Source organism: Bacillus carboniphilus, from assembly GCF_020524035.2.
GTDB lineage: Bacteria > Bacillota > Bacilli > Bacillales > JAIVKR01 > Bacillus_CC.
In genome coordinates this window covers 3,126,006-3,143,565 of record NZ_CP129013.1, presented here as the reverse complement: position 1 = coordinate 3,143,565, position 17,560 = coordinate 3,126,006, and the positions used below count along the sequence as shown (strand labels likewise).

The 17,560-nt window shown below is 35.9% G+C and carries 13 protein-coding genes and 3 pseudogenes; 3 read left to right on the top strand and 13 right to left on the bottom strand.

All coding sequences use genetic code 11. The features are described 5' to 3' along the window. Positions 1–46: 46 nt before the first annotated feature. The 11 genes and pseudogenes from pruA to LC087_RS16265 all read right to left on the bottom strand — a co-directional run bounded on the left by pruA (position 47) and on the right by LC087_RS16265 (position 12,522). A pseudogene (gene pruA, locus LC087_RS16315) lies at positions 47–1,595 on the bottom strand (L-glutamate gamma-semialdehyde dehydrogenase). 375 nt (positions 1,596–1,970) lie between these two features. Further along, a pseudogene (locus tag LC087_RS16310) lies at positions 1,971–3,147 on the bottom strand (CamS family sex pheromone protein). Between the two features lie 13 nt (positions 3,148–3,160). Continuing rightward, a pseudogene (gene ligA, locus LC087_RS16305) lies at positions 3,161–5,163 on the bottom strand (NAD-dependent DNA ligase LigA). A gap of 478 nt (positions 5,164–5,641) precedes the next feature. After that, a complete protein-coding gene (pcrA, locus tag LC087_RS16300; RefSeq protein WP_371932708.1) occupies positions 5,642–7,810 on the bottom strand; it encodes a DNA helicase PcrA in 2,169 nt (722 codons plus the stop codon). A 95-nt stretch (positions 7,811–7,905) separates the two neighbouring features. After that, complete coding sequence (locus LC087_RS16295) at positions 7,906–8,589, bottom strand: heptaprenylglyceryl phosphate synthase (protein WP_226542613.1); 684 nt, start codon at positions 8,587–8,589, stop codon at positions 7,906–7,908. 206 nt (positions 8,590–8,795) lie between these two features. After that, positions 8,796–9,626 (bottom strand): NAD-dependent epimerase/dehydratase family protein, encoded by an 831-nt coding sequence (locus tag LC087_RS16290; protein WP_226542612.1) that lies wholly within the window; start codon positions 9,624–9,626, stop codon positions 8,796–8,798. A gap of 128 nt (positions 9,627–9,754) precedes the next feature. Next, a complete protein-coding gene (locus tag LC087_RS16285; protein ID WP_226542671.1) occupies positions 9,755–10,111 on the bottom strand; it encodes an NIPSNAP family protein in 357 nt (118 codons plus the stop codon). A gap of 40 nt (positions 10,112–10,151) precedes the next feature. Then, complete coding sequence (locus LC087_RS16280) at positions 10,152–10,604, bottom strand: transposase (protein ID WP_306019708.1); 453 nt, start codon at positions 10,602–10,604, stop codon at positions 10,152–10,154. Then, on the bottom strand, positions 10,601–11,335 hold the full coding sequence (locus LC087_RS16275) for a transposase (RefSeq protein WP_306019707.1): 735 nt from the start codon (positions 11,333–11,335) through the stop codon (positions 10,601–10,603). Before LC087_RS16275 ends, LC087_RS16280 begins: the two co-directional genes overlap by 4 nt. A 154-nt stretch (positions 11,336–11,489) precedes the next feature. After that, positions 11,490–11,804 carry an NUDIX domain-containing protein gene (locus LC087_RS16270; RefSeq protein WP_306019706.1) on the bottom strand — a complete coding sequence of 105 codons (315 nt, stop codon included), beginning with the start codon at positions 11,802–11,804 and terminating at the stop codon, positions 11,490–11,492. Positions 11,805–12,015: 211 nt separating this feature from the next. Beyond that, a complete protein-coding gene (locus tag LC087_RS16265; protein ID WP_226542790.1) occupies positions 12,016–12,522 on the bottom strand; it encodes an NUDIX hydrolase in 507 nt (168 codons plus the stop codon). A 608-nt stretch (positions 12,523–13,130) separates the two neighbouring features. Here LC087_RS16265 and LC087_RS16260 point away from each other — a divergent pair. Next, entirely contained in the window at positions 13,131–13,394 is a 264-nt protein-coding gene (locus tag LC087_RS16260; protein ID WP_226542792.1) for a hypothetical protein, read from the top strand. 629 nt (positions 13,395–14,023) lie between these two features. On the opposite strand, the gene LC087_RS19790 is transcribed toward LC087_RS16260, so the two are convergent. After that, positions 14,024–14,983 carry a GrpB family protein gene (locus tag LC087_RS19790; RefSeq protein WP_371932615.1) on the bottom strand — a complete coding sequence of 320 codons (960 nt, stop codon included), beginning with the start codon at positions 14,981–14,983 and terminating at the stop codon, positions 14,024–14,026. 298 nt (positions 14,984–15,281) lie between these two features. Between LC087_RS19790 and LC087_RS16245 the strand changes: the two genes are divergently transcribed. Both LC087_RS16245 and LC087_RS16240 read left to right on the top strand, forming a co-directional pair. Beyond that, on the top strand, positions 15,282–15,788 hold the full coding sequence (locus tag LC087_RS16245) for an MATE family efflux transporter (protein ID WP_306019705.1): 507 nt from the start codon (positions 15,282–15,284) through the stop codon (positions 15,786–15,788). Positions 15,789–15,858: 70 nt separating this feature from the next. Continuing rightward, the gene (locus tag LC087_RS16240) at positions 15,859–16,635 is read left to right on the top strand and encodes an MATE family efflux transporter (protein WP_443111811.1); all 777 of its coding nucleotides are present in this window, start codon (positions 15,859–15,861) and stop codon (positions 16,633–16,635) included. Positions 16,636–16,787: 152 nt separating this feature from the next. Here the strand turns inward: LC087_RS16240 and LC087_RS16235 are convergent, their stop codons facing one another. Next, positions 16,788–17,369: a type 1 glutamine amidotransferase family protein gene (locus tag LC087_RS16235; protein WP_226542796.1), complete on the bottom strand. Its 582-nt coding sequence runs from the start codon at positions 17,367–17,369 to the stop codon at positions 16,788–16,790. Positions 17,370–17,560 lie beyond the last annotated feature (191 nt).

Below are 17,560 nucleotides of genomic sequence, written 5' to 3'. Positions count from 1 at the left end.
GACCCCCTAAAGAAGACAAAACGTCTTTCAAAGGGGGGGAATTGTTTTAATACATTTCTGACGTTGTTTTTGCTTGCATATGAAGCAATAAGTAGTCAGGGCCGCCTGCTTTTGAGTCTGTTCCAGACATGTTAAAGCCACCAAATGGTTGGTAACCAACAATGGCACCTGTACAACCGCGGTTAAAGTATAGGTTTCCAACGTGGAAATCTTCACGTGCTTGCTCTTGGTGAGCACGGTTGTTAGTAATAACTGCACCCGTTAACCCATACTCTGTGTTGTTTGCAATTTCGATTGCTTCATCAAACGATTTTGCTTTCGTAAATGCCACAACTGGTCCGAAGATTTCTTCTTGCATGATGCGAGCGTCAGAGGCTACATCAGCAAATACCGTTGGTTGAATGAAATATCCAGTTGAGCTATCTCCTTCGCCACCAGCTACTAGACGACCTTCTTCTTTACCAATTTCAATGTAGCTTGTAATTTTATCAAATGCTGCTTGATCGATAACAGGTCCCATAAATTTAGATAGGTCTGTTGTATTCCCAACCGTTAATTCTTTTGTCAGCTCCACTACTCGATTTAACACTTGATCATATACATCTTCTAATACAATGGCACGGGAACAAGCAGAGCATTTTTGACCAGAAAAGCCAAATGCTGATTTGACGATCGATTGAGCTGCTAATTCAAGATCAGCCTCGCTATCAACAACCATCGTATCTTTTCCTCCCATTTCAGCAATGACACGTTTAAGCCAAATTTGTCCTGGGTTTACTTTTGCCGCTCTTTCATAAATACGTGTTCCAACGTCACGTGAACCAGTAAAGGAAATGAAACGAGTTTTTGGATGATCAACTAAGTAATCGCCAACCTCTGCTCCACTACCTGGTAAATAGTTAATAACACCTTTTGGTAAGCCTGCTTCCTCTAATACTTCAACAAACTTTGCCGCTACAACTGGGGTTGTGGAAGCAGGTTTAAGAATAATTGGGTTACCCGAAACTATCGCTGCAACAGCTGTACCCGCCATAATAGCAAAAGCAAAGTTCCAAGGAGAAATAACAATCCCTACACCTAAAGGAATGTAATCATAACGGTTGAATTCGCCTGGACGACTTTCAACTGGCATTCCATCTTTAAGCCTTAGCATTTGACGTGCGTAATATTCCATGAAGTCGATTGCTTCAGCAGTATCAGCATCTGCTTCATTCCAAGGCTTCCCCTGCTTCTTTAACAAGAATAGCAGAAAATTCATGCTTACGACGACGTACAATTGCGCTCGCTCTGAATAACACATCAGCTCTTACTTCTGGTTTGACTTTTCTCCACGTTTTAAACGCTTCAGTTGCTTCTTGCATAGCTTTTTCAGCAAGCTCTTGATTCGCCTTAGAGACGCGACCAATGACTTCCTCTTTATTCGCTGGATTTATAGAAACAATTTTATCTTCAGTTGTTACTCTCTCGCCACCAATGACCAATGGATAATCCTTACCTAAATAGGACTCCACAAGCTTTAAGCCTTCTTCAAAAGCTTTTTTGTTCTCTGGGACTGAAAAATTAGTAAACGGTTCATGTTTATAAGGTACTACCACGAAAATCAGCCTCCTAATAAAATATAAGTTCGTGTTCAAAAAGTATCAATGATCAATGTGTAAGTCTATGTACGAATTCATAGTAAAACTTTTTGAACAACCTATAAGTTCTGAGTTCAAAAAGTAGGGAAAAAAGGGCGATGAAGAACGAGGCGGTGTAGCTTTGAGCACTCGCAATGTACGTACTTAGTACTTGAGGAGCGGAAAAGCAAACCAACAATGTTATTCATCCGACATTTTTTTAAAACTTTTTGAACAACCTATAAAAATGTACTCACCTACCATTCTACAAAAATATAGCCCCACATATCAAATGTTTGTTAATAGTCGAAATTATTAATTTTAATATATGACAAAAAAAGGCCAATAAGCTTGTTATTGACCAATGAAAACGGTGGGCTCATCGTCACCTGGTTTCATTAAAATGAGCGCTTCCTGCCCTTGAGAAGACTTGATGACAACTTCAACATTTAAATTTCGTTTACCGTAGTAACTTTCCACTTTACCTGTTAAAAATTGCGAGAAGGCAATGACCTCTGTTTCTCCATTAAATTGCATGGTGACATCGATTTTGAGCTTCGTTAACTCTTTATCTTGATAAAAAGCCGTTCCTACAACACCTGAATAATTTGGGAAGAAATCCTCTACATCTCCTTTAAACTTATCAAACGTCTCGGCATCTTCCACTTTTTCTTTGTCCGCTTTATCAGATTTAAAGAAATAATAAGTTTCGTCTATCTCCTCCCATTTATCAATGGTACCGGAACCTTTCTTCACATCTGTTTTTAAAATAAACGACCCTGGTACAATTGAAGACTTTTCCTCTTGCTGAAAAACAGCGATGGTAATCGGCACTTGCTCTAGACCTTCCAACTGACGAACTTGGCTTAAAATCTTTTGAGCTATTTGCTTTGCTTGTTCTTGAATATCCGCTTCTTTTAAATCTGCCTCATATTCAGCACCATACTGTACTTTTTGATAGTAGTAAGTAGAGTTCATCGCAAGTCCTATGGAAATCCCGGCCAATTTCAGCTCGCCATTATCCGTTTTACTCAAAAAATTATGTTCCAAGACCGAAGCTAAATATTCAGGTGTATATTCTTCTTTTGAATTTTTGGTTGGGTTAAGTCCATTTACGAAATTAGCATCTTTTTCTTGTGCCTCTTTCAGGTCATCCCCCGTTTTTTCTCGAGCTAACCAGGACCGAATTAAGCTTGCATCTATATATTGTCCTTCTTGAAAGACATAATCATCCGTTGGAAAAGACTCTTGTGCAGCTCGCATTAATCCTGTTTCAAACTCTTCAATGTCAAGACGCGTGTTTAAGTCACCTGCAACTACCCCCTCTTGCTTTACTCGGGTTAAAGCCATCTTCTCCCAAAACCATACGGTAGTATTCATCGGAAATATTGTGTTTAGGAATGACGGCTTTTTCCGCTTCCGTCCCTTCTTCATTCTCTTGAACAATCTCTTCTGTGTCGTCGCCACCAAACGGGAGACAGCCAGCGAGTAAAATACTTACAATCCCCAATAATGCAATAATCTTCCTCAAGGGTCCACACCTCTTATTTGTTGAATTCATTTATCATTTGCTCTTCATTCCAGATCTCTACATCTAACTCTTGAGCTTTTTTCAGCTTACTTCCTGCCGCTTCCCCTGCAATTAATAAATCTGTATTTTTACTGACGCTTCCGGTGACAGACCCTCCAAAAGCTTCTATTTGTGCTTTCGCTTCATTCCTAGTTAATTGTTCTAGCTTTCCAGTTAACACAACGGTTTTCCCCGTGAAATAGGACTCTTGAACCTGCTCTTTCTTTAATCCTTTATATTTAGTGTTTACACCTAACGTTTGAAGCACAGCTATCAATTCTTGTACTTCTGGTTTAGTGAAATAAGTGACGACTGAATCCGCCATTTTTTCTCCGACTTCATGAATAGCCGTTAGTTCTTCAAACTGAGCGTCTCGAATAGCTTCAATCGTCTCAAACTGTTCCGCTAAAATTTTTGCTGCCTTTGCTCCTACATGACGGATCCCTAATCCAAAAAGTAATTTCTCTAAAGAGTTTTGTTTGGAATGTTCAATGGCCTTCAGCAAATTATCTGTGGATTTTTCACCCATTCTCTCTAACTCGAGAAGCTGCTCTCGTTCTAACTGATAAATATCTGCTACATCACGTACAAGATTTTCTTTAAACAGCTGTGTAATCACTCGTTCTCCCAATCCATCAATGTTCATCGCATTTCGCGATACAAAATGAATTAACCCTTCACGAACTTGGGCAGGGCACTTTGGATTGATACAACGAAGAGCGACTTCCTCTTCTATTCGGACGAGCTCACTATCACATTCTGGACAGTTGGTCGGCATGGAAAAAGGTTTTTCTTCCCCCTGTTCGTTTCTCTTGCAAGACATTAACTACTTTAGGAATAATGTCTCCCGCTTTTTTTATCACCACTTGATCCCCAATACGAACATCCTTCTCACGAATTAAATCTTCATTATGTAAAGAAGCTCGCTGCACGGTCGTTCCTGCAACTTTAACAGGGTCAAGTATGGCTGTAGGAGTAACTACTCCCGTTCTTCCTACACTAAGTTCAATATCCTTAAGCCGTGTGACAACTTCTTCAGCTGGGAATTTATACGCAATTGCCCACCGTGGACTTTTTACTGTATACCCTAACGTCTGTTGTTGCTCTAGCAGGTTTACTTTTATCACAACTCCATCAATTTCATATGGAAGGGACGGTCTTTTGTCTAAAATTTCTTCTAATAAACCGACGACCTCCTCCATATCCTTGCATAATTTACGTTCATTGTTCGTTTTAAATCCAAGCTTGTCTAGCAAATCTAATCCTTGGTTTTGCTTAGTAACACCTGTATCACCAAGATCAGCTATACTATAAACAAAAATATCGAGATTTCGTTTTGCCGCTATTTTCGGATCTAATTGGCGCAATGAACCGGCTGCGGCATTTCTCGGATTCGCAAAAGGCTCCTCTTCATTCGCTAGTCTCTCTTCATTAAGCTTTTCAAAAGACTGCTTCGGCATAAAAGCTTCACCGCGAACTTCGATACTTAAATCTTGGTTAAGACGAAGAGGGATTGAACGGATTGTTTTTAAGTTTTCGGTAATATCTTCACCAATTTGACCATCTCCGCGTGTTGCTCCTCTAACAAATTTTCCATCCTCATATCGTAAAGATACAGCCAGCCCGTCAATCTTAAGCTCGACCATATACTCTACATTTTCACCTACTTGGTTTTTTACGCGCTGATCAAAATCAAGCAAATCTTGATTGGAAAAGGCATTGCCTAAGCTCAGCATCGGAATTTTATGTTCGACTTTTTGAAAGCTCTCTAAAGGAGCTCCCCCCACTCTTAAAGAGGGGAGAGTCTACTACTTTATATTCGGGATATTGCTCTTCTAACTGAATGAGCTCCTTCATTAATTGGTCATATTCTGCATCTGAAACAGAGGGCTGATCAAGAACATGGTATTGATAATTATACTTGTTTAAACGTTCTTGTAACTCTTCTACCCGTTTTTTCATTTCGTCCATAAACATACTGCTACTGAAAACATAAACAAATGTCACCATTTATTTATGCCAGACGGTTTCCTGCTTCTCTGTGCTCCGTTTTGCCAAATGCTCGCTACTACGGTTAGTATAGCACTCCACAGGCGTAAATTCGGATGTAGCCCACCCTACATATATACGTCATCGTTAAGTGACAACCGTATATTCGTCTAAGTAGACTCTCCTTTCGTTAGATTTTTTCGCTTGGTTTTCGCATTTTTGCCTAATGTAGGCGACCCTCAAGGTTCTACCCTATGCAACCGTCACTTTCGCAACGTCTGGGAACGTTCACAACCTACACCTTTGTTACTCTTTGACTATGTTTGCTTATCCTTTCTTTAACTGTTCATGTCCTCCTTTGTGCTTAAATAGCATAGATACGGAAAGGCACTCTAGATGCGTGTTCAACTGAAGCCCATTGAAAATCCATCTTCTGCCCCTTACGATGCTTACAGTCCATCGTTTTTTATTTCAACTTTTCAATTGGGGCAAACTTCGCGAGTAGTCGTTTAATGCCTACTGGATTTGGGAAAGCCACATCTATTTCTTGATCAGATCCCTCTCCTTTTACACGAACGATCGTGCCAATGCCCCATGTTTTATGTTGGGCTTTATCACCAACAACCCATAGCGTTTGATCTCCACCTGTTTGCTTAAATGGAGGACGGTTACTTCTTTTGGCAAATCGTGAATCGGCGCGTTTTGGGTTTAATTTATCATTTAAGTTTTCAACTAAAGAAGCAGGAATCTCCTTAATAAATCTCGATTCAATGTTCATATTTGTACGACCAAATAACGTTCTCATCTTTGCACTTGTTAAATACAGTTGTTTTTCTGCACGAGTGATCCCAACATAAGCTAGTCTGCGTTCCTCTTCCATTTCTGATTCTTCCATCAATGATCGACTATGAGGGAATACGCCTTCTTCCAACCCAATTAAAAAGACAATGGGAAACTCTAAACCTTTTGCTGAATGGAGAGTCATTAGCACGGCTTTTTCTTCCGGTATTTCAGGTTCTTCTTCATCTAATTGGTCAACATCCGCGACCAAGGCAAGGTCTGTTAAGAAGGCAACTAAGCTTTTATCTTCACTATCTTTTTCAAAGCTTTGTGTCACCGATAAAAACTCATCTAAGTTTTCTAAACGACTTTGCGATTCAATGGTTCTTTCGCTTATAAGCATTTCACGATACCCCGTTCGATCTAACAGTTCCTCTGCCAGCTCCGTCACGGATATATACTCCTGCATTTGCTCTAAGTTAGTGACCATTGCCCTGAAATCGATCAAGGTATTTTTCACTCTTGATGAAACCGGAATTTGTTCAATTTCTCCTATCGATTGAAACATGGATAAGCCATTCGTCACGGCGTATTGTCTAATTTTATCGACGGACGTGGCCCCTACCCCTCTTTTTGGAACGTTCACAATTCTTTCAAAACTAATATCATCATCTGGATTGGCAATTAACCTCATGTAAGCAAGCATGTCTTTTATTTCTTTACGGTCGTAGAACTTGGTTCCACCGACAATCGTATAATTGATATTAGATTTAAGAAGCATTTCTTCCATCACACGAGACTGTGCATTCGTTCGATAAAGAATCGCGATGTCGGATAATTTACAGCTTTGTTCTTTTAATAATTCTTGGATTTGACCAACAACAAATTGCGCTTCATCCGTCTCTCTTTCTGCTTGATAATAAGTGATTTTTTTCCCTTCATCGTTTTCCGTCCACAGCTTTTTCGGTTTCCGACCTGCATTATTCTCAATCACGCCATTTGCTGCTTCTAAAATCAGCTTCGTTGAACGATAGTTTTGTTCGAGCATAATTAACTGGGCATGCTGATAATCTTTTTCGAAGGATAATATATTGGTAATATCGGCTCCACGCCAACGATAAATGGACTGATCTGAATCTCCGACCACACAAATATTTTTAAAACGACTAGCTAACATTTTTATTAGCCTATATTGCGCTTTATTCGTATCTTGGTACTCATCAACATGAATATATTGAAATTTTCTTTGATAAAATTCAAGTACCTCTGGTACACGTTGAAACAGTTGAATCGTCGTCATGATCAAATCATCGAAATCGAGCGATTGATTTTTCACTAACCTTTTTTGATATTCTTTATACACGTCACTAACTACTTGCTCCCAAGGGCTAGCGACCGTTTTTTCATACGGCTCAGGTGTAATAAGCTCGTTTTTTGCACCGCTAATTGAACCTAAAATCGCTTTCGGGTCAAATTGCTTTGGGTCTAAATTTTTATCCTTCACAATTTGCTTGATGACAGAGCGCTGATCACTGGAATCTAAGATAGAAAAATTTCGATTAATGCCAATCCGATCAATATCTCTGCGTAAAATTTTGACACACATCGAGTGGAAAGTAGAAATCCAAACATCTTCTCCACGATCCATCACCAAGTTCGTCACCCGATCTCTCATTTCACGCGCTGCCTTATTTGTAAAGGTAATCGCCAAAATATTCCTTGGAGCAACCTGTTTCTCTGCCATCAAATAGGCAATTCGATGCGTCAAAACTCTTGTTTTTCCACTCCCTGCTCCCGCCAATATTAACAAAGGGCCATCTGTTTTTTGTACCGCTTTTTTTTGCTGGTCATTCATTCCATTCAATAATTTCTCTGTAAGAATACTCATTTGACCTCACCACCAATAGAACTTTTGTTCTTATTTTCTCTAATCTTTCCCTTCCAGTCAACTCATTTCAAAATTTTAACTGTTTCAAGTGCTTCTTCAAGGTTTTCATATAGGGCATTGCCTACAACAATCACATCTGCAAATTGGGCCATTTCCTCCGCTTGCTGTAGATTTTTGATGCCTCCACCATAAAAGAGCGTTGTTTGATCTAGAGAATGTTTGACTTGTTTCACAACCTCAATATCTCCATAACGACCGCTATATTCTAAGTAAAAGATCGGTAACCGAAACATTTTTTCAGCCATTATTGCATATGCCTCAATATCTTCTATCGTTAAATCTTCTTTTGCATTTGTTAGGTTTGCAGCTTTACAATCAGGATTAGCAATACAATATCCTTCCATAACAATCTCATCCCAGTTCATAATTTGACCATATTCCTTCACCGCTTGATGATGATGGCCAGTTACCCATTGTGTAACTTGACTATTTAAAACGGTTGGAATAAAGTAAAGGTCAAAACCTGGAACAAGTGCATCTAAGTTCGATACTTCTAGCACACAAGGGACAAGAAAACGACGTATGCGGGATAGTAAGAAAAGGACATTATCTTCTGTTACATCATCAGTCCCACCGACAATAATGGCATCCGTACCAGACTGACAAATTTCCTCTAATGCTTCATCACTCATTGGCTTATTCGGATCCAATTTAAAAACATGCTTCCATTTGTTCACTTCGTACATGCACAAAAATCCTCCCTCAAGCACTTCGATTCCTTCATTATATCAAAAAAAAGAGGGGGAAGATAAACGTATATTCAATCATTGGTGAAAGGGAAGAAGTTAGACAACCACATAAACACCTTATTTATATGAGCAACCTCTACACATTACTTTTTAAAAGAGGAAAAGTGGAGATATAATTAAGAATGAATCTATAGATAGCAGCGTCAATCTATAGTTCTAAATCTCAAAACAGGAAGGTTATTCACTCTATGCGTATTTAATGACGTATCCATTAATATATGTGGATTTTGATTTGAATTAACTATCGAAGGCTTTATAACATTTTCATCATAACCAAAAGATTTTAAACGCTTTTTATAGAACGTATAATAACTTTCTTTTTGCAAGGGGCCTACATGTAACTTTCCTTTAAAGTCTATAGAAGATAGTTCTAAAATGACTTTTGATAAGTCATCAATATGGACAAATGTACGATAAATATTAGTTGCAGCATGAAAGAAATCCTTATCCTCTACTTCTTTCATAACCCTTTGTGTTCGCTGTTCAATATTCTGATCACTCCCCTTTCCATAAAGAGGTCCTGTTCGGATAATGATGTGGTTTCGATGCTCACTTTGCACCAATTTTTCACCTGTAATTTTTGAATTAACATAAGTCGCTAAAGGCGCTTCTTCAGCTAATGGACTCGTTTTATCAGACTCTATATGTCCTCCTTGTCCATCTGTAAATACACCATCCGTAGAAAGAAAAATAAGCTTTGTTTGTTCACTAATAGATGTTAATAGGTTTGTTAGACCAACGTTAATTAGCACGTCCTCTTTATCCATACTTAACAAGGACCATACAACTGCATCAGGCATATACTTTTGAATCAGTTGTTCTACTGCCTTTGTATCCATTACATCTAATTTAATTATATTCTCTTTTTCATTCTCATATCTGGAAGTACCTAATACCGTATAATTTGATTTTTCAGCTAATCTATGTATTGTTGACCCTAAAAAACCAGTTGCTCCTAATATTAAATATTTCAAAATCTAGTTCCTCCAATTGTAGTCTATAGTTACTTACCGTTAAGACTCCCCCTCTTATTGGAAGTTGTTTTCTATAAGATTCTCTTGTCTGTATTAAAGCAACAAATATCAAACAACCCATAGTTAGATTAACGTTTTACTGTAGACTCTAAAGCTTCATTTTTCACATCAATGATGTATTCCTTATACACAAATTCTCTTCCACCATGTTCTTCATAGAAATATTGAATACGTTTTATATGAGCTTGGTCACTTTGAATTTTCTTTTCAATTTCCATATAATCTTCGTAACTATCGTATTCCCATATAGCAAATATCTCCACAGTATCATCATTATTTGCTTTCATCCAGCGACCAACTAATCGAGAACCGTATTTTAATTGATTAGGTAAATTCGTGTTGTTAAAGTGGTTATTCAATATTTCCACAAACTCACCCTTCACAACATACCGTTTTCTTCTATAATACTCTAATTGAGTAAAAATCAATACAAAAATTACCAACAAAAATGAAATGACAAGTACCCTAGGCAACTAAAAGCTCTTTTTTAATCTTTTCAAGTTCTTCTCCTTGAGTTGCTTGATCATATACAAACCTAATGATGCTACCAAACTTTTGATTCCTGATTTCATGGAGAGCTTCGCAAAATTTTGTGCCTTTTAAAAGGCTTGCGAAAATATAGGTGAAGTTTAAAATTGTCCAATATCTCAAGATCGCTTTTTCACTGCGAATCTGATATCCATCAAAACCTAACGATCCTTTTATTTGTTTAAAATACGTTTCAATTGACCATCGTTTGGAGTAGTAGTCTAAGATTTTCTTTGTGGATAGCTGTATATCTGTACATAGGAAGCTGCGTACGTTTTTAGGCTCCATTGGTTCGCCTTCTTTGAAGCAAAGCAATACAACACCAAGCTCTAAATCATTCAGTTTTCCTTCGTAACGATAGACTCGATAGGTTTCATCACCAACGGTCACAAGGTCGGTTTCTTCCATTGAAATATCGGGAACAAACTGTTTGATTTGTTTTCGCTCGCCTTTTGGAAAAAGATGCGATTGCTTCTAAGAGCTCCTATCGTATGAATTCCTTTCCCTAGTCCAGCTTCAATGATACGTTTAGAGGTATACCAACTATCACAAAGGATATAGGTTGATACAGTTCGCTTTACATAAGAGTCAATCATATCAACGGCCATTTGAATTTTACTCTTTTCTTTCGATTGGTTATATAGGGCGAAATCATAGGGATACGCTAAATCCCCGCTTTGCATCATCATTCCAACGACTTGATGTCCGTAAACAGGTTTTCCTTCTTTGTGACAAAAATGGTACTGACAAGATTCAATAGGAGACTGAGCCTGTGACGAAGGTTTGGTCTTTTGTCCGATGGTGTCATCAAAGAGAAGGAATACAGGTTCCTTTTGTTTTCTTGCGTTTTTGTGAATGGTTTGGGCGGTTTTTTGTTTTGTAATTTGATTTAAATAGGTTTCGTCCCAAGCACCTTTATTTAAAAAATAGCTTAATGTTGTACGATGTTTTTTACAAAAGCTTAGCGCATGAATTTGCGATATCTTTCCTGTGAAACCGAAACTCAGCATCCCATCAATCATAGAAACAAGATGGTTCATAGACGGCTTGGAAAAATAAAGTGGTAAACGCCATTCCTCTAAAATATTGTGGATTTTTTCTTGATGTGATAATCTAGTCATTGGACATGAACACTCCTTGGTTAGGGTTATGGTGTTGGAGCTTTAATTTTAACCCAAGTTAGTGGTCATGTCTTTTTCTATTTAATTTAATGGAATTTTTTTGATCTGAATTTGCTCATTTAAAGTATAATATATTAGGTATGCTCCCCTTTCCCTATATCCCTGATTTATGTAATATTCTACATCTATACTCATCAGTTAATTCATTTGGCATATCATCCATAGCAAAATATTGCACTTTCTCTGACTCCTTATAATCGACCTTTATCTTTCCATTTACATCTGTCGTATAAAAAACAGCGGTTACGGAATATATTTCATCTCCATTTGCAATTTTAAAGTGGGTGTTCAAAAAGTAATATTTTGAGCCAGAAAATACGTGTATTAATGTCAAGTTCTCAACTACTAACCCTGTTTCTTCAAAGATTTCTCTTTTTGCTACTTCTTCAAAACTTTCTCCTAAATCCATAAACCTCCAAGCAATCCCCAATAGCCATCATGTCTTTTTTGTAATAACATTTCATTTTTTCATTTAAAATAATAACAACGATCCTGGTAAAATAATGATTCTATGACCTACAAACTGTCTCAAATATTTATAATACTCCAACTATATTCCCTCCATTATTTCACACTAAACTGAAAAGCAGAATAAAATGGATTCCACAAAAGATATCTTGTTATATTAAACCCTTTAATAGATTTAAAACGTAGTTTTCTCGTTCCAACCAACTATTGTTCTCAAACTGACCGTATAGAATTTCGTTTTGTCTTATAGCTTCTTCTATAGAAACCCACTTGGGTGTTAAACCTAAAAGAGACTCATATGTTTCTAGTTTTTGAGAGGTATACTCTCTATCATTCAACCCACACAAATAATAATGTGAATTCATTTGGAATAGTTTACTCGTCTCGTTTTCGTCCATATTTTGCTCAATTACCGTTCCTACCTTGTTTTTCACAATACAGTTTTTATATCCCGTTTCTTCCCTAACTTCCCGTATAAGGGCTTCAGAGTGACTCTCTTTATTTTCCACTCCGCCACCAGGAAATTTGTAATCTCCTCTATTTGAATGGACTAGTAAAATATGTTTCTGAGAGAAAATAATAGCTCTAACTGCTTCCCTTTCTCTAATACTATTGTAGCTCTTATTTTCGGGCATTTTTATTAATTTGTTAAAATTCACATTTTCACCTCTTTACCCTAATTCAGAGAAATTAATCTCTATCTACTTCTGTTTATAACAATCAGAATTCCGCTTGTTTTCTAAGTTTTTCAACAAGTGTCTGATCCCTATGGTTCAATATTAAATCGAAGAAAAGCATGAAGATGTGAATGCATTATATGCTGACCTCCAACACTGTTGCAGTTTCATCCAATGTTATATCCATCGGACGATATTTTTTATCCAAAACGATGTTACTTCTTGAAGTAATGGATAAGTTGAATACCATTCTTCTTCAGTTAAGTAAAATCCAGTTTCACGATAATTAAAACTACTAAAATTTCTTATGGAATTTGTATAAAACATACAATGCTCATCATTTTCTATTACTTCTTTTTGTTCTACTGTGTCAAGATGACAAAATAGACATTATTTCATTTTTTCACTCCTATTAGTAACAATTTCTAACAAAACAGTCATGTTAATTAAATCCCCTATTAGAAGAGAACTTGACAACGCTGAACTATTGTTGGAAGTTGCATAGTGAAAATTTATCTTTTTTAAAAATATGATTTTTTTCTAGTATTATTTTGTGAATATAAGATTACCTATTGAGCGAGGGAAGAACATTGAAGTTTTTGCAAGTGAATATATTAAGTGCAATATATGGATTGTTATTCTTAATTGAAACTCAGCTATTAGTCAATGTTTTACGTATTAGCAGACTGACGAACTTAGATATTAATAATACATATGTTTTAGTTTTTATTGGAATAGTAGTTGCTCTTATCACCTTTTCCTTCGTCGTATATCAATACATTAATAAATTTTGGAATGAGGGAAAAGAGTTACAGTGGTCAATATTATTATGGCTTCCTACACCATTTTGTTAGTGTATCTCTTTTCTTTTATAATGCCTGAAATGAACGAGGGTGAAACACCAAGCTCCGGACTAGGCTTTATAATTATGGAGATGGTTATTGTTTATCCTTTCTATAATATTTATTCTTAATTTGTTCAGTAACAATACTAGTATCTATGATGATGAACATTGAAAAGCGTTTGAAGGAAAACATAGGGAAATATTTTCTTGTATGAATCTGTTAGAACCAGCCATTTGAACCTAGCTCTTCTCTTTCGATTAGATGAGGATAATGATTTAGAACAACTTTTAAATAAGACAAAAATGAACAATATACAATAATGAGGAAGCGCTTAGATATCCAAGCGCCCTTCACTAATATACAACTTTTTACATTTAATAATCCAAGATCTTTTTATTCTTTGTACTAAATCACAACCACACTAAAGACGATAAGCAATTCCTGTATAAGAGGTGCCACCATCGTAAGTTATTAATCCGTACTCATTAGTTTTTTCATCTTAAAAGACTAACTGACCACGATAGTCATAAACTATACTCCTTATTCTTTCAAGTTCTATTTTCAACGAGAAACGATAGTATCACCTAACATTTTTCATCATGGTGTGATCAAGGATTACGCGCTACTTCTATTTCAAATTAAATAAAATCAAATATTTTAATATCCACTGAATCTACAACTCCAATATCATCCTTTAGATTCCACAGTTTTATTTTAGAAGTTTCATCATTTTCAATGAATGGTTGAAGCTCTGAAACCTCTGCAAAATAAATGGGATTCAATCTTATTTCACCATTTAAGGTTCTGACTGATTTCATCAACCCCTTGAATGCTACATGTGTTACGTACTGACCGGTTTCTTCATACAATTCTCTAATTGCACATTCTTTTGGTGTTTCGTTCTCTTCTCTTCGGCCAGCAGGTAACTCCCATTGTTTACGCCATGTGTTGTAGCACATAAGGTAATCCCCATGACATTTTATTACTGCAAAAGATCCAGCAAGTGGGTCATATGTATATATATCTTCCTCTGATATACTAAGAAATTCAAGAAATCTCAGCCCATTATCTTTCGTTTTCACACTCTTCTCCTCTTTTTTCGCTTTTCGCAGTACACTTTGAATAAAGGAAGCTTTATTTTGCGTATAGGAGACTCTATCAAAACGAAACTTCATTGCTAAATTAACTTTTAATTGATAATACTCTTTTGAAGCATCTGGGTTTTCTCTTAAATAGTCTCTAAACAAAATCTGATTGTTCCAGTGCTCACCTTCAAACCTATAAAAGTGTAAATGATGAGTTCCAGCTCTCCATTGACCTTTTCTAAAGAAGCGTCTTTCAGGAAAGTCTTCTTTTAAAACATATTCATATCCTAATTGTTTTAAAGGTTCTATGAATTCTGTTACGTTTTCCAGATCCTCTACTCCGATAGCAATATCTATAATGGGCTTAGATCCTAATCCCTGAACAGACGTACTTCCAATGTGTTCAATAGACTGAATTTTTTCACCTAACATTCCTTTCAGTTTAACTTTTTCTTCTTCGAATTGCTTGATCCAGTTTAAATTATAGGATTCAATCGTTATTTCTTTATCCATGATTTTCTCCCTCATGATCTACTCTAGGACTCTTTTCACAGATTTGCCTAGTTAAGATCGTTTTACAGTTACATTCCTCTTAATACATATTAAACCATAACATATTTATCTAGTAGAGTGTTGACTTTTCATGAAGAATTTCGTAATATTTGTGAAGTAATTCACAATAATGTGTCAAGTTATCTTTCATAGTAATTCCTGAGTTCTATAGTTGTTGGGGAAAGTACTTAATTTCAGTAATTTTCGCACATTGTTGCTGTGGAAAATTCTACACAAGAAGTATTGGAGATTATTTCAAATGGAAAAGACTGTGTTAATAAATAGGATTAAAGAGATAAATGCTCTATCAATGCCACTCGTCCTTAATGCTATTTTTAGTTTAATCATAAAAATAACAGACCAGATGATGTTAGGCAGAGTCTCAGTAGAAGCTTTTGCAGCTGTTGGTGTTATTTCTACCTTGCTGTATACAATTGCTGGGATCATAGGCATAACAACAGTAACATTAAATATAAATGGATCTAAACTAAAAGGATTAGGTGATGAAAAAGGTTTAAAAATTCAATTCACTTCTTCTCTACTTTTTAATTCTGTAATCGGAGTGGGTGTAGCTTTAATAATTTTAATCTTCAAGCATCCCTTAATTATATATATTTACAATTTCAACGGTGAAGTTTTGAACCATTCTATAGACTATCTTAGTATCATGAGTATCTATGTTTTACTTCAACTCTTATTATTTAATTTTTCCACCTTATTTAAAATCAATAAAAAAAACAAAATGGATATTGATTGGCTCTTCTAGTTCGGCGCTCATTAATTTAGGGTTAAATTATTTACTCATCTTCGGAAAATTAGGTTTTCCAGAGCTAGGAGTGAGAGGAGCTGCATTAGGCACCATTATGGCTATGATGATCAACCTTATTCTCTTTGTCATTCTATCTTATCGTTACATCTTTGTTCGAATTGAGAATATTTTAATATATTTAAAGTGTGCTAGGAAAAACCTAAAGGAAAGCATTCCTCTAATTGGTCAAGAATTATTAGAAGGCGGAGTATTTATTATTGCTGTGAATGCTCTTATAGCTAGGATTGGTACCCTAGAACTATCTGCATATTTATTAGTAGGTCAGATTATCAGTGTTATCTTAATGCCCATGTATATGTATAGCACATCACTATTAACGTTAGTAAGTGAAAGATACAGTGTAAAAGAAAAATCTGATCTACATTCATTACCTAAAATTTCCTTTTATATCGTTATGATCTATTTTATATCTTTAAGCTCAATTTCTTTTATATTTAGATTAGAGTTAGTTCATTTGATAACAGATGATCTTCAATTAATTGAGTACTCAATGAACATTTTGTTAATGGTCATTGCTCTAAATCTATTTAACCCTTTACATTCAGTGTATAAATATTGCTTACAAGCAATTGGAAAAAGCAACTTCGTATTAAAAGAGACGGCGAAAATAAACTTTGTCACTTTAACATTAATGATTTTTTTATCTGTTATTTTTGATTTTAAATTACAGGTGATTTTTATCAGTCTGTTTATGAATTATTTATGCTTGTCCATGATCTTTTATAAAAAATATGCACATTCAATTAATCATGTCTCTATTGAAGAGTCAACCATTGCTATTTAGCTTCAACTCTTTTGCGTCTTTTATCTATATTCGAAATTTACCACTCTCTAAATAAAAAAGGAAACGGAGAAAAAGGACTCTCTTTCCTTTTTTATCATTACTCTTAATTTCATATTTAAAGGGAAAGAAAAAGCATGGAACCCCCAGAGAAACTAACTTCTAATAAACCCATTTTTAAATATATCATACCATTTTTCTAGTTCTTCACCTTCTAAAACGCCCAGTTTACTTAAGATATCTCTCGAAAATTCTATTGCTCCACTTCCATTAGCGGTAATTAAAAAGTCATCACTAACCGACTGTTCCACTATATATTTTTCTTCACCTTTGTAATTAGGAGCCCCTTCCTTCAAATAAGGCAATGAATTTCCTGTATGTTTATGGTGGTCAAGGAATCCATGAATTCCTAAAAAGGTCGTTGCATCACAAATTGCTGCAACTGGAATTTCCTTTCTAAAACAAAAAGACACAAGCTCCTTCACCTGTTGATTTTTTTCATCCCTCCATCCAGTCCCACCTGGAATAATTAACATCTCAACGTTTAATTCGAAAGAAAACTCTTGTAAACTATAATCTGGAGTAACAGTCAATCCACCCATTGAAACTTTAGGATTCTTATCAATGGCAATTGTCTGAACTTGAAACCCTGTTCCTGGTTTATTTAACTCTGCGGTCACATAACTTGCTTCCCAATCTGCAAATCCATCCGTAATAAAAACCAACACTCTTTTCATATGTATGTCCTCCCAATCCCCTTTTTCTACCTTTAATACAAGAATAACAGAACGTACGTTCCTTTTCGACATAAATTTATCGAAATCTCACTTTGTTGATTTATACTGCAAGTTATACGGTGTTTCATCATGAAAATCCCTTCAAGTGCGTGTTTAAAAAGTAGGGAAAAAGGACGCTGAAGAACGAGGCG

What these genes read in the sequence shown, in the direction of transcription:
- LC087_RS16235 (WP_226542796.1), bottom strand. Translation starts at nt 17,369, where the DNA reads ATGAAAAGAGTGTTGGTTTTTATTACGGATGGATTTGCAGATTGGGAA.
- pcrA (WP_371932708.1), bottom strand. Translation starts at nt 7,810, where the DNA reads ATGAATGACCAGCAAAAAAAAGCGGTACAAAAAACAGATGGCCCTTTG.
- LC087_RS16245 (WP_306019705.1), top strand. Translation starts at nt 15,282, where the DNA reads ATGGAAAAGACTGTGTTAATAAATAGGATTAAAGAGATAAATGCTCTA.
- LC087_RS19790 (WP_371932615.1), bottom strand. Translation starts at nt 14,983, where the DNA reads ATGGATAAAGAAATAACGATTGAATCCTATAATTTAAACTGGATCAAG.
- LC087_RS16295 (WP_226542613.1), bottom strand. Translation starts at nt 8,589, where the DNA reads ATGTACGAAGTGAACAAATGGAAGCATGTTTTTAAATTGGATCCGAAT.
- LC087_RS16275 (WP_306019707.1), bottom strand. Translation starts at nt 11,335, where the DNA reads ATGACTAGATTATCACATCAAGAAAAAATCCACAATATTTTAGAGGAA.
- LC087_RS16270 (WP_306019706.1), bottom strand. Translation starts at nt 11,804, where the DNA reads ATGGATTTAGGAGAAAGTTTTGAAGAAGTAGCAAAAAGAGAAATCTTT.